This window comes from Neomesorhizobium albiziae, from assembly GCF_900114255.1.
Lineage (GTDB): Bacteria > Pseudomonadota > Alphaproteobacteria > Rhizobiales > Rhizobiaceae > Neomesorhizobium > Neomesorhizobium albiziae.
This window is the reverse complement of record NZ_FOSL01000054.1, coordinates 1-12,646: the sequence shown is the minus strand read 5'-3', so window position 1 is coordinate 12,646 and position 12,646 is coordinate 1. Positions and strand designations below refer to the sequence as shown.

At 64.3% G+C, this 12,646-nt stretch carries 12 protein-coding genes and 1 pseudogene; 4 read left to right on the top strand and 9 right to left on the bottom strand.

Annotated features, from left to right (window positions below; translation table 11 throughout):
• From F3H98_RS29850 to F3H98_RS32775, 3 genes and pseudogenes are all read left to right on the top strand, one after another.
• Nucleotides 1-773, top strand: a pseudogene (locus F3H98_RS29850) (cation:dicarboxylate symporter family transporter); the annotation flags it as partial.
• Between the two features lie 188 nt (nt 774-961).
• Nucleotides 962-1,699 (top strand): DsbA family protein, encoded by a 738-nt coding sequence (locus F3H98_RS29845; protein ID WP_244622001.1) that lies wholly within the window; start codon nt 962-964, stop codon nt 1,697-1,699.
• A gap of 416 nt (nt 1,700-2,115) precedes the next feature.
• The gene (locus F3H98_RS32775) at nt 2,116-2,247 is read left to right on the top strand and encodes a hypothetical protein (protein WP_483237997.1); all 132 of its coding nucleotides are present in this window, start codon (nt 2,116-2,118) and stop codon (nt 2,245-2,247) included.
• 389 nt (nt 2,248-2,636) lie between these two features.
• On the opposite strand, the gene F3H98_RS29835 is transcribed toward F3H98_RS32775, so the two are convergent.
• The 9 genes from F3H98_RS29835 to nadA form a co-directional block, all read right to left on the bottom strand.
• The gene (locus tag F3H98_RS29835) at nt 2,637-3,620 is read right to left on the bottom strand and encodes a beta-ketoacyl-ACP synthase III (RefSeq protein WP_149764518.1); all 984 of its coding nucleotides are present in this window, start codon (nt 3,618-3,620) and stop codon (nt 2,637-2,639) included.
• Complete coding sequence (locus F3H98_RS29830; protein WP_149764516.1) at nt 3,617-4,882, bottom strand: adenosylmethionine--8-amino-7-oxononanoate transaminase; 1,266 nt, start codon at nt 4,880-4,882, stop codon at nt 3,617-3,619. The genes F3H98_RS29835 and F3H98_RS29830 overlap by 4 nt, the downstream gene beginning before the upstream one ends.
• Complete coding sequence (gene bioD / locus F3H98_RS29825) at nt 4,879-5,517, bottom strand: dethiobiotin synthase (RefSeq protein WP_149764514.1); 639 nt, start codon at nt 5,515-5,517, stop codon at nt 4,879-4,881. Before bioD ends, F3H98_RS29830 begins: the two co-directional genes overlap by 4 nt.
• Complete coding sequence (locus tag F3H98_RS29820) at nt 5,514-6,662, bottom strand: 8-amino-7-oxononanoate synthase (protein ID WP_149764512.1); 1,149 nt, start codon at nt 6,660-6,662, stop codon at nt 5,514-5,516. Before F3H98_RS29820 ends, bioD begins: the two co-directional genes overlap by 4 nt.
• A complete protein-coding gene (bioB, locus tag F3H98_RS29815; RefSeq protein ID WP_149764510.1) occupies nt 6,659-7,669 on the bottom strand; it encodes a biotin synthase BioB in 1,011 nt (336 codons plus the stop codon). The genes F3H98_RS29820 and bioB overlap by 4 nt, the downstream gene beginning before the upstream one ends.
• A gap of 68 nt (nt 7,670-7,737) precedes the next feature.
• Nucleotides 7,738-8,190 carry an aspartate 1-decarboxylase gene (gene panD / locus F3H98_RS29810; protein WP_149764508.1) on the bottom strand — a complete coding sequence of 151 codons (453 nt, stop codon included), beginning with the start codon at nt 8,188-8,190 and terminating at the stop codon, nt 7,738-7,740.
• A 289-nt stretch (nt 8,191-8,479) separates the two neighbouring features.
• Nucleotides 8,480-9,358 carry a carboxylating nicotinate-nucleotide diphosphorylase gene (gene nadC / locus F3H98_RS29805; protein WP_149764524.1) on the bottom strand — a complete coding sequence of 293 codons (879 nt, stop codon included), beginning with the start codon at nt 9,356-9,358 and terminating at the stop codon, nt 8,480-8,482.
• Between the two features lie 4 nt (nt 9,359-9,362).
• The gene (locus F3H98_RS29800; RefSeq protein WP_149764506.1) at nt 9,363-10,904 is read right to left on the bottom strand and encodes an L-aspartate oxidase; all 1,542 of its coding nucleotides are present in this window, start codon (nt 10,902-10,904) and stop codon (nt 9,363-9,365) included.
• Nucleotides 10,901-11,875, bottom strand: coding sequence for a quinolinate synthase NadA (gene nadA / locus F3H98_RS29795; protein ID WP_149764504.1), 975 nt, complete (start codon nt 11,873-11,875; stop codon nt 10,901-10,903). Before nadA ends, F3H98_RS29800 begins: the two co-directional genes overlap by 4 nt.
• 166 nt (nt 11,876-12,041) lie before the next feature.
• On the opposite strand from nadA, the gene F3H98_RS29790 reads away from it, so the two are divergent.
• The coding region (locus F3H98_RS29790; RefSeq protein WP_425294895.1) for an ISAs1 family transposase at nt 12,042-12,646 on the top strand (605 nt) is incomplete at its 3' end.

Below are 12,646 nucleotides of genomic sequence, written 5' to 3'. Positions count from 1 at the left end.
TACGGCATCGGTTCGGTGGTCAACCTCGCGATGCTGGTCGCGACGTTCTATCTCACTGCCTTCCTCTTCGTGTTCGGGGTTCTCGGCGCGGTCTGTCGTTACAACGGCTTCTCGATCTTTTCTCTCATCCGCTACATCAAAGAAGAGCTGCTGCTGGTCCTCGGAACGTCCTCCTCGGAGGCCGCGCTGCCCTCTCTCATGGAGAAAATGGAGAAGGCCGGCGCCAAGCGCTCGGTCGTGGGTCTCGTCATCCCGACCGGATATTCCTTCAATCTGGACGGCACCAATATCTACATGACGCTGGCGGCCCTCTTCATCGCGCAGGCGACGAATACCGATCTCTCGATCGGCGGTCGGATCCTGCTGCTTCTTGTCGCCATGCTCCCTTCGAAGGGAGCAATTCGCATTACCGGTGCAGGCTTCGTCACGTTAGCTGCAACGCTCTTTGTCGTCCCGACCGCCCCGGCCGCCGGCATGGCGCTGATCCTTGGCGTCGACCACTTCATGTCGGAATGCCGGGCGCTGACGAATTTCCTCGGCTACGCAGTGGGAACACTCGTCGTCGCTCGCTGGAGGGCGAGCCCGATGAAGGACGATTGGCAGAGGCCTTCGCGAGCGGACCCTTCGGCGCTTTGGCGGTGGAGGGTCAAGTGGCCCGGCGTGGCGAACGGCGGTCGTGGCTGGCTAGCTCGCGCGAGCGCCGCTCAGGGATTGGGGTCGGCCGTTGGCGCGAAGCCGTCATAGGAACCGCGAGATGGTACCGGCATCGATAGCTATGAGCCCCAGCAACTTCCCGTATTGCGGGAACCGCTGGGCAAGCGATCAAAAGCAATGACCCACTTTTACGCCGATACGCCAGCAGTTGCTGCCCTGCCGTTCACTGTTGATTGGAGCCCGACCCATGTCTAATTTAACTGCCGGCCTTATCGCTCTTTCAGTCCTTGCCCTGCTTTTTTCCGGGTTGGCGCTGCTACTGCACTATCCTTACATCGTCGAGGGCCTGCACCGGCTGGAAGACCAGCGCCAGCTCGCGGCGGAGTTGCGGATCCTCATTCCGGAGCGGCGCGACGCACTCTTCAACGACCCGGCTGCGCCAATCGCCGGCAATCCGGAAGGCGACGTCGCTCTGGTCGCATTCTTCGACTACAACTGCCTGGATTGCCGGGCGGAAGCCGTCAATTTCCAGCAAGCCGTCAAGGACGATCTCAATGTGAAGCTTGTGTTTAAAGAGTTCCCGGTCCTGGGACCCGCTTCCGAATTCGCCGCGGTGGCGGCGCTCGCCTCCCGCAAACAGGGAAAGTATGAGGCGTTCCACCTCGCCCTTATGGGTTTTCACGGCCTGGTCAACGAAAGGACCTCTTTAACCATCGCAGGACGTGTGGGCCTCGACGTTGAGCAGCTCAAGCGGGACATGGAAGACCCGGCCATCGCAGGCGCCATCGCGCGCAATCGCGCGCTCGCCAACGATCTGTACATCACCGGCACGCCGGCGTTGGTGGTCGGCGACGACGTGATCCCCGGGGTGGTCGAGGTGGCCCGGCTGCAACGCTCGATCGCCAATGCGCGCGCAAAGGCTCAGGTTCGGTCTTTCCACATCTGCAAAATTGGCATTTTTGACCGCCTTGGCGGCCGTGCAATCTCGCCATGCGTGCTGCCTCTTGTGCGGGCTATATCTCTTATATGGTCGGCAACACTGTAGTCGGCGGACCATACCCGTTTTGTTGGCAGCCGGCTTCCATATTGCTCCTCAGCGCCTTGTCGTTCTCACTTTCTCGACCTTATTCGTGGCGCTGGGGGCGAGCGCCACGGCAATAAGCCGCCTGCTTCTGGCCTACCGCCATCGAACCAAAATTCTCGGCGGGTGATTGTCGTTCTCTTCGGGCTGTTCATGACCGGCCTGGTGCGGTTTGCCGTGGTTGGAGCAAGAATTTCGCTTTGATGGCAGCCTGGCCGGCGGCCGACCGCTCGGCGCTTATATTCTGGTACTCTGGGTCTTGCTTTCGGCTCGGCTGGACTCCCTGCATCGGACCGGTTCTCGGGCGATCCTCACCGTCAGCGCGCTTTCCTCAACCGCATCGAATGGGATCGCACTGCTCGGCCTTTATTCAGCCGGCCTTGGGTGTTTCCTTCCCGCTGTCGGCGTGTGTCAGCGAAAGCCTCGCCGAGCGGCTGAAAGGCATGAAGCGCGCCGGACGCTTGCTTCAGATCGCGGCCGGCCCGATCATGATCGTCATGGGGTTGGGATGATGACCGGCACAATGAGGACCTTCTTCTCTTGCTGGTCAAACAAGTCCACATTCTTAGAAAAACGGGCTGACGCGGTATGACCCGAAAATCGCGACCGCGTCAGATGTTCATCGGAGCGATGATAATCGCCCCTTTCGGGCTCGGAGCTTGGCGGCTGAGGAAGGCGGCGACGAGGCGCTCAGGCAACATTTCAGACGAGCTCCAGAAGGATTCGCGCAACTATACTATCTATGAGAAGCAAATTTTTCGATCAGCCATGCTCCAGCGGGATCCAGTGCCTTTCCTTCCTGTAGGCGATAACCAATGGGAAGCTTGGGATCAATTCAGAGCCCTCCCAGAGCGGAACGCGAGTAAAGCGTCGATGTCGGGCCATCGTTCGGCCTGTTTACTCAAACGCCCACCACCAGCGCCCCGCCCGTAAGGCCCGCACCAGCCGCCGCCAAGAGCAGTCTCTCACCAGGCCGAAAGGGTTTGGCGCAGTGCGCGATCGACAGCGACAGGGGGATCGTCGCGGCTGACGAGTTTCCATACTCAGCGATCGTTTTGACGATGCGCTGATCCTCGATCCCGAGCGCCTTGCCGACCGCGTTGAAGATTCGGGCATTTGCCTGATGCGGCACGAAACGGGCGACGTCTGGCGCAGATACGCAGGCCGCCGCCAGCGCCTCGATGGAGCAACGGCTCATCATCTCGACGGCCTTGGCGAAGGCCGCGCGGCCGTCGGCGATGGTCATGCGAGTTTCGGCGATGTCGATCTCGTGGGAAAATGGACGGTTGCTGCCACCCGCCGGAATATGGATCAGGCGATAGGCCGACCCGTCCGCGGCAACCGAGCACCCCAGGATGCCGTGGCCGGGATCTTTGGAAGGGGCGAGCACCACCGCGCCGGCGCCGTCGGCAAAGAGCACCGCACTCGCCCGCTCGGCCGAGTTGATCCGGCGACTGAGGATATTGGCAGCGATGACCAGGGCCGGCTTGCCGTACATCCGGACAAAGGCATCGGCGAAGGTCAGGGCGTAGATAAAGCCGGCGCAGGCGCCTGCCAGGTCGACGGCACCGGCATTGGAGAGACCGAGCTGATGGGCGACCAGCGGCGCGCTCGGCGGCAGCAGGTGGTCCGGTGTCGAGGTGGCGAGCAGAAGCAGGCCGATCTCCTTGCAATCGATGTCGGTGGTATTGAGAGCCATGTCGCCGGCTTTTGTGGCCAGCCCAGAGAGCGTGTCGCCGGGCTCCGCCCAGAAACGCGAGCGGATGCCGGTGCGTCCCTCGATCCAACCTTCTTCCAGCCCGAGGCTTGCCTCGATCTCGGCATTGCCGACCCTGCGCGGCGGCACGTGATGGCCAAAGCCGATGATGCGCGCCGCGCGGCTCATGTGCTGTCGCTTGCAGGCTCGGCCGCCTCGTCGATGGCCTCATAGAGCCGGTCGAGCTCGCCCGATGTCACGCAATAGGGCGGCAACACATAGATGACGTTGCCAAGCGGTCTGACCAGCAATCCGCGCTCGAGGAAAAAGGCGCGCAGCCTTGGGCCGACCTCGGCCAGATAGCCGGCATTGCCGACGCGCAGGTCCAGCGCGGCGATGGTGCCGGTCGTGCGCACATCCTCAAAGCGCGGATCCTCGCTGAACCGCGCAACTTTTTCCGCCTGCATCCGTGCCAGGGCAGCCACGCGCTTCCCCACAGGCTCATCGTTCCAGATGCCGACATTCGCGAGTGCTGCCGCGCAAGCGATCGGGTTCGCGGTGTAAGAGCTCGAATGGAAGAAGGCCTTCGCGCGATCTTTGGAGTAATGCGCACGGAAGATCGCATCGGTGGCAAGCGTTGCGGCAAGTGGGATCGCGCCGCCGGTCAGCCCCTTGGATGTGCACAGGATATCCGGCGAGATTCCGGTCTGCTCACAGGCGAACACGGTACCGGTCCGGCCCCAACCGGTCATGACTTCGTCGGCGATGAAAAGCGTCTCGGAACGCGCGGCAATATGCTTGAGTTCTGCGAGAACCCAGGCGGGATACATGAGCATGCCACCGGCGCCGACCACCAGCGGCTCGACGATCAACGCTGCAACCCTGCGGTCACGCGCCAGCTGTTCAAAGCGGTCGAGCGTTTTCTGCTCGAGGCCTGCCGCGGGGAAGGGGATGGTGTCGACCTCGAACAGCAGAGGCTCATAGGCGGCGTTGAAGACGCCGCGCGCGCCGACGCTCATCGCCCCGATGGTGTCGCCGTGGTAGCTCGATTCCATCACGACGATGCGCGAGCGCGGCGCACCGTTGTTGCGGTAGAACCCCAACGCCATTTTCAGCGCCACCTCGACGCTGGTCGACCCGCTGTCCGAATAGAAAACCCAGTCGAGGCCCGAAGGCGTCATTTCAACCAGCGCCGATGCCAATTGCTCGGCCGGCTCATGGGTGAGTCCGGCGAAGATCACCTGGTCCAAAGTCTCGGTCGCATTCCGGATCGCGTCCATAATCTTCGGGTGGCGATGGCCGTGGGTGACCACCCACCATGAGGATATGGCGTCGAGGATGCGCGTTCCGTCATTCGTCTGCAGCCAGGCCCCTTCTGTCCAGACCACGGACGGCATGGCCGGTTCGACGGCGTGCTGGGTGAAGGGATGCCAGACCGCCGAGCCGTTCATTCTTTGACCTCATCGAATGCCGCCATGTCGAAGTATGACGTCATGGCCGCGCGCAGGATCCCGGCCGTCAGCGGGTCGAGCAAGGGCAGGCGGCCGAGCACGCGCACCTGGCCGGTTCCAGCGATCGTGCACTCCGTGTCCGGCATTGCCTCGCCGATAAAGGCCACGCCGAGCAACGGGATGTCGCGGCGGCGCAGCGCCTCGATCGAAAGCAGCGTGTGGTTGATCGTGCCGAGGGCGGTGCGCACGCACAGCACCACCGGCGCTTGCCACCGGGCGAAGACGTCGACGAACAGGATCTTGCGGGTGAGCGGCACCATCAGGCCGCCGGCGCCCTCCACGATCAAGGGACATTCGACTTCGGGCAGGACGAGGCGGTCGGGGTCGATCGTCACGCCCTCGAGCTCGGCGGCACGATGCGGCGATAGCGGCCGCGTCAGGCGCCAGGCTTCGGGCAGGATCCGCTCGGGCGTCAGTTCGCCGAGGCGTGCAACCGTCTGGCTGTCGGTTTCGCCGTCAAGGCCCGACTGCACGGGTTTCCAGTAGGCGCCGCACAGCAGGCCGGCGAGACCGGCCGCGACAACTGTCTTGCCGATTCCGGTATCAGTGCCCGTGATGACGAGGGTCCTGTTCACGCCTTGATGCGCTCCCATTCCTCCGCCAGCGCCTCGATCATGGCGGCAACGTTGACGCGATCGACATTGAGCGTCAGCGAAATCCTCAGACGCGCGCTACCTTGGGGCACGGTCGGCGGGCGGATGCCGCGCACGTCGAAGCCGCGCGCCTGCAGCGCCGCGGCCAGCGCCATCGTGCGGGCATTGTCGCCGACGATGACCGGCAGGATCTGCGAGCCGCTCGGCGTAATACCACAGCGTGTTTTGATCGCCTCACAGGCAAATTCGACGAGACCGGTCAGCCGCTCGCGACGCTCCGGTTCGTCACGAAGAATGGCGAGCGCCTCGGTGGCCGCCGCCGCCATTAGTGGCGAGGGCGCTGTGGCGTAGATGAAGGGGCGGCAGCGGTTGACGAGATAGTCGCATAGAACCGCAGGCGCGGTAACCAGAGCGCCGGATGCCCCTAGCGCCTTGCCGCAGGTGTGCAGCACCACGACATTGTAGCGGCCTTCGAGATCGTGGGCGAGGCCACGTCCGTCTGGACCGTAGACGCCGGTGGCGTGCGCCTCGTCGACGAACAGGAATGCATCGTGGCGGTCCGCGACCTCGATCAGCTCGGCGAGCGGAGCCCGGTCGCCGTCCATGCTGTAGAGACTCTCTACCACAATCCACACGCGGCCGGTTCCACCCCTTGCGCGCCAGGCCCGGATTGAATCGTCCACCGTGTCCGCATCGTTGTGCGCGGCTTCCGTCACTTCGGCACGGCCGGCTCGCGCCCCCTCATGCGCGCTGGCATGGATCAGCTTATCCAGCACGATCAGATCACCCTTCTGCGGCAGGGTCATCAGCACCGCGAAATTGGCGATATAGCCGCCGCCGAAAAACAGCGCCCGCTCGGCGCCGAAGAACTCGGCTGCCTTGGCTTCGAGCAACTCGTGCTTGCAATCGTTGCCTCGCAGAAGCCGCGAGCCGGTCGCGCCGACGGACGTGCCATTGGCGAGTGCCGTACCAACCGCCTCCGCCATTCGTCTCGACCGCGCGAGGCCGAGATAGTCGTTGGAGGCAAAGTCGAGGCCTGAGCGGCTGCTCAGGGTCCGCAACCGGTTCTTACGGGCCATGCCACGCAAAGTCGCCTCGTAACGGTCGAGCAAAGCTCGCCCCTTCATAGGGCCTCGCGCGCAGCCGGCTTGATACCGAGCCGGCGGAAAAGAGCGCTGTCCTTATCCTCTCCCGGGTTCTCGGCGGTCAGCAAAGTGTCGCCGACGAAGATGGAGTTCGCACCCGCGAAGAAGCACAGCGCCTGCATCTCGTCGCTCATCGCCGTCCTGCCGGCGGAGAGCCTCACATAGGACTTCGGCATCATGACGCGGGCGAGCGCGACGGTGCGGACGAACTCGATCGGATCGATCGGGTCGGCCTCGGCAAGCGGCGTGCCTTTGATCGGGATCAGCATATTGATCGGCACGCTTTCCGGCGGCTCCGGCAGGTTGGCGAGCGTGACCAGCATAGCGATGCGGTCGGCCTTCTCTTCTCCCATGCCGATAATGCCGCCGCAGCAGACCTTGATGCCCGCCTCGCGGACAATGGCGAGCGTTTCCAGGCGGTCTGCAAAGGTCCGGGTCGAGATGATTTCACTGTAGTAGCGCTCGGAGGTGTCGATGTTGTGGTTGTAGTAATCGAGGCCGGCCTGCTTGAGCCGTTGCGCCTGGTCAAGATCGAGCATGCCGAGCGTCATGCAGGTCTCCATGCCGAGCGCTTTCACGCCCTCAATCATGGCGACCACGGCTTCCATGTCGCGCTCCTTCGGGCTGCGCCAGGCGGCGCCCATGCAATAGCGCGTGGCGCCCGCGTCCCGCGCCTTCCTGGCCTCGGCGACGACGCGTTCAACCTCGATCAGCTTCGAGGCCTTGAGCCCCGACGGGTGGTGCGCCGACTGGCTGCAATAGCCGCAATCCTCCGGGCAGCCGCCGGTCTTGATGCTGATGAGCTGCGACAGCTGCACCCGGTTTCGATCGAAATTCTGGCGATGGATCGTCTGAGCCAGAAAGAGCAAGTCGTTGAACGGCATGCCGTGGGTAGCCTCGGCCCCTGCGCGGTTCCATCGGGGCAGCGCTCCGTTGATTAGTTCTATGGCCGGGTTCCTATTGAGTTCGGCGTTCGTTCCCATCTTCATCGTCAAAAGCCTTTGTTGCTGGTCCGCTGAGCGCGTGCAGAAGTCTGTTCGATAGCGAGCGTGGTCAGTTATGAACTGCCTACCAGCGCGGGTACGGGGAGGGCGTTGCGAGCCTCGTTGAGGATTGAGAAGCTGTAGCCCCCGTCCGCATTGCGCTCGACGGAATACGTCAATCGCTCGGTGATGTGATTGTCTTTGTCGAAGGTCAGCACGCGTGGCTTGAGCGCTGTCAGCTCTGTCTCGTCCAGATAGACCGAGTTGCAGATGATGATCTGATCGCCCGGCTGGCAGGTGCGCGCCGCGGCGCCGTTCAGGATGCAAGAGCGCGATCCGCGTTCGCCGAGGATCACATAGGTCGAGATGCGCGCGCCCGAATTCTTGTTCCATATCTCGACGAACTCCATCGGCAGGAAGCCTGCTTCCTCACAATGGTCAGGGTCGAGCGTGATCGAGCCATGGTAGTCGAGATTGGCCTCGGTGACGTGGATGCCGTGCAGCTTGCCGGCGACGATCTTGCGCATCCTATTCCTCCAGAACAAATTTCAGCTCCCGTCACGCGACGTCGCACGCCTTGCTGGTGCCGGCGGCGAAGACCGGGTGCAATGAGCAACCCTTGGCGGGCGGCAGTCTTGGCGCCGGGCGGCCGACGGAGCCGGACCCGACGGGATCGAAGGTCTCGCGGTCGACGCAATGCGCCTGGAGCCGCAGGTCGTTGAAGGACCCGCCGCACGGGGGTGCAGGCTCGCTTCAAGCACCTTCCAGCGTCCACGCGCAGCTCCGAACCTGCTATTGCTCTCCATTCCCTCTCCATCAGTTCAAGTGCGTGCGCGTGTTCCAGTCGGCCGGCATATCCAGGCCGATATCGAGGATCGGCGCGCTGTGTGTCAGCCATCCGACCGAGATGAGGTCGACGCCGGTCGCGGCGATCGCCGGAGCCGTTTTCGGCGTCACCCGACCGGAAGCCTCGGTGATGGCGCGGCCGCCGGCCATTGCCACCGCGCGGGCGAGATCCTCGACCGACATGTTGTCCAACAGAACCGCATCGACTCCCAGCGCGAGAGCGATTTCGAGCTGGTCGAGCGTGTCGACCTCGACCTCGATCTTCACCATGTGGCCGGCGGCGGCGCGGGCCCGTTCGATCGCCGTGCGGATGTCGCCGGCGATCGCGATGTGGTTGTCCTTGATGAGCACTGCGTCGTCGAGGCCGAAGCGGTGATTGGCGCCGCCGCCGACGCGCACGGCGTATTTCTCCAGCGCGCGCAGGCCGGGCGTCGTCTTTCGCGTGCACACGATCCTCGCCTTGTGATCACGTACGGCGTCGACGATCGCCGCAGTGGCGGTCGCAATGCCGCTCAGGCGGCACAGGAAGTTGAGGGCCGTGCGCTCGGCTGTCAGCAGGCCCCGCGCCGGTCCGCACACCTTCGCGATGGTCTCGCCCGCCACGACATCGCTGCCGTCAGGGCGCCGGATCTGCATGTCGATCGCCGGGTCGACGAGCAGGAAGGCGAACGCGACCAGATCGAGCCCGGCAACGACGCCCGCCTGTCGCGCCTTAAGCACCAAGGTGGCGCTGCAATCATAGGGGATCACCGCATCGCTCGTCAGGTCGCCGCCTCTACCCAGGTCTTCCAGAAGGGCACTGCGCACGATCGGTTCGATCACGGTCGAAGGGAGGGGAGAGAAAGACATCATATCAGGTGCTCCGTGTCGAGGCTCGCCAGCTGAGGGCGACTGCGGCCTGCACCGCCATGCCGAGCGTAAGACGTGATGGGCGGGCAGCCGCATTGCGCCTTGGGAAGTCGGACCGGTAATGCGAACCGCGGCTCTCCTTGCGTCGAAGCGCCGCGATGGCGATCATCAGCGCCACCAAAGCCGGATCGGACGCGGCCTGGTTGACAGCGGCGATCTGCAGCAGTGCGGCTGCGGCCTCGCGAAGCGCTTCGCCGTCCCGGATGATGCCCAGAGCCTCGGAGGCAACCGGACGTATGCACGAAGGGTCCGGCCGCGGGGGCACGAGCGTGGACAACAAGCGCCGGCGGCGGCCCGGTGATGCGCCGGCGACGCTTTCGGCAACCCAGCCGGCTGTCGCCACCGCTTCCGTGAGCGAGTTGCTGGCGAGGCGGTTGGCGCCGTGGAGCCCGGTGCATGCAACTTCGCCGCAGGCCCACAAGCCCGCGAGGGAGCTGCGGCCGACGGCGTCTACAGCAATGCCGCCCATATGATAATGCGCTGCCGGGCGCACCGGGATCGGCTCGACGGCGGGATCGATACCTGCCTCCTGGCAAAGATAGGCGATAGCCGGGAAGCGCTTGCCGAATCTCGGGCCGAGACATTTGCGGGCGTCCAGAAACACGCGACGCCCGGCAGCAAGCTGATGCCACACGGCCCGCGCGACCACGTCCCGTGGCGCGAGCTCGCCGCCAGGCGTGTCGGCGAGGAATCGCTGTCCTCGCTCGTCGACGAGCACCGCGCCTTCGCCGCGCACGGCCTCGCTCACCAGCGGCATCGGCCGCCGCGGACTGTCAAGCGCGGTCGGGTGGAACTGCACGAATTCCAGATCGGCGAGCTCTGCGCCGGCACACGCGGCGAGCGCCAGGCCGTGTCCACATGAGCCAAGCGGGTTCGTCGTATCGCTAAACAGGCCGCCGATACCGCCGGTCGCGAGTACCACGCGTGACGTGGACATCGCGACTGTACCCGTGCCACCGACCACCAGTACGCCGGCGATTGCGCCGTCTTCCACAATCAGGCGGCGAGCCTCCATCCCCTCGAGGATCGTGATTGACGGCGTGCGCCGCACGGCGGCGGCCAATGTGCGGACCAGCTCGCGGCCTGTGGCGTCATTGGCGGCATGCACGATGCGCCGGTGCGAGTGCGCCGCCTCGAGCCCGAGCCGCAACGCGCCGTCAGGGCCGCGGTCGAAGGCGACGCCGAAGCGCTCAAGGTTGCCAATCGCCCTGGGTGCAGCTTCGACCACCCGCCGCACCATCGCTTCGTCGCAAAGGCCGTCGCCGGCCGCCAGTGTATCGCAAAGATGAAGCTCCGGGCCGTCGTCGCCGCCGAGGCTTGCCGCAAGACCGCCCTGTGCCAGCTCGCTGCAGGCTTCGGTTCCGAGCGGCGCGTTGGAGAGGAGCACGACCGGCTCCGGCGCCAGATGAAGGGCCGTCATCAACCCGGCAAGGCCGGCGCCGATGATGAGCGGCGCCCCGCCGATGTTTTGGATGTCGAGGCTCATATGGAGAGCATGCGCTCGACTGCGCGGCGGGCGTGGGTAGCGACCCGCGGGTCGATGGTCACGACGTGGCGGTTCTCCTCGAGCGCGGCACGGATATTGGCAAGCGTGATTCGCTTCATGTGCGGGCAGAGATTGCAGGGGCGGACGAACTCGACGTCGGGATGAGCGACGGCGACGTTGTCGCTCATCGAGCATTCCGTCATCAGGACGACACGCTTGGGCTTCTCCCGGCCCACATAGTCTGACATCGCGGAGGTCGAACCCGAGAAATCCGCTTCGGCGACAACCTCCGGCGGGCACTCGGGATGGGCGAGGACGACGACGCCGGGATGTGTTTCACGCAGTTCGCGGATGTCCTCGGCATTGAAGCGCTCATGCACCTCGCAATGGCCCTTCCATGCGATGATCTCGACATCCGTCTTAGCGGCGACATTCTTCGCCAGGTATTCGTCAGGCAGCATGATCACGCGCGGTACGTCGAGCGACTCGACGACCGCGAGCGCATTGCTTGAGGTGCAGCAGATGTCGGACTCTGCCTTCACCGCGGCCGAGGTGTTGACATAGGTGACGACCGGAACGCCGGGATAGCGCTGACGCATCAGCCGCACGTCCGCGGCCGTGATAGAGTCGGCCAGCGAGCAACCGGCGCTGAGATCCGAGATGAGCACGGTCTTGTCCGGATTGAGGAGCTTGGCCGTCTCGGCCATGAAATGCACGCCCGCCAGCACGATGACATCAGCGTCGATCGCCATTGCCTTGCGGGCCAGTGCCAGGCTGTCGCCGACGATGTCGGCGACGCAATGGAAGATCTCGGGCGTCTGGTAGTTGTGCGCCAGGATGACGGCTTTGCGCTCGCACTTCAGCGCGAGGATGGCTTCGATGTCGTCGGTGAAAGCCGGCCATTCGATTGGCGGGATCACCCGTCGGACGCGCTCGTAGAGGAACGCGGCCGTAGGCAGCACGGCGCTCATCGATGCCCCCAAATTATACTCTAGTTGAAAATAACTAGCATATACTTGCTGTGAGTATAAGCAATGTCAAGCCCGCGCCAGCCAGGGCTGCGAACTCGGGTTAACGCGCTTTTGGGATTGCGGTTGATCTGATTCCATGGGGGTTGCCATGATTCGGAGCCCTGCCATGACCATTGCCGCCCTCGAAGGGTTTGAGAAGCCACGCCTGAAGGCACTGCTGGAGCATTTCTCCGCGATTGAAGACCCACGCGAGCCGTGGCGGGTAGCGCATCCGCTGCAGGAAGTCCTGCTTCTGGTGGTCTGCGGCACGATCTGCGATTGCGACGACTATGATCTGATTGCCGACTGGAGCGCGGCCCATCTCGACTTCCTGCGCCGCTATCTGCCCTACCATCACGGCGTGCCGGGCGGGCGCTGGCTGACCATGCTGATGAATCGCATCGATCCCGGCCTGTTCTCTGCCGCCTTCACCTCATGGGTGCGCGAGGCATGGCCTGACAAGCCGGACTTCGTCGCCATCGACGGCAAGACTTCACGGCGCAGCCACGATCGCAGTGCCGGCAAGGCCCCGCTGCATCTGGTCTCCGCCTTCGCCACCACCGCGCGCCTCGTGCTCGGCCAGGAAGCCGTCAGTGACAAGAGCAACGAGACGACCGCGATCCCGTTACTTGTGGAGCGCCTGGCGGCAAATGACGGCCGCAAGGGCACGCTCGTCTCGATCGACGCCATCGCCACCAATGCCGCCATTGCTACCACCATCAGGGATGCCGG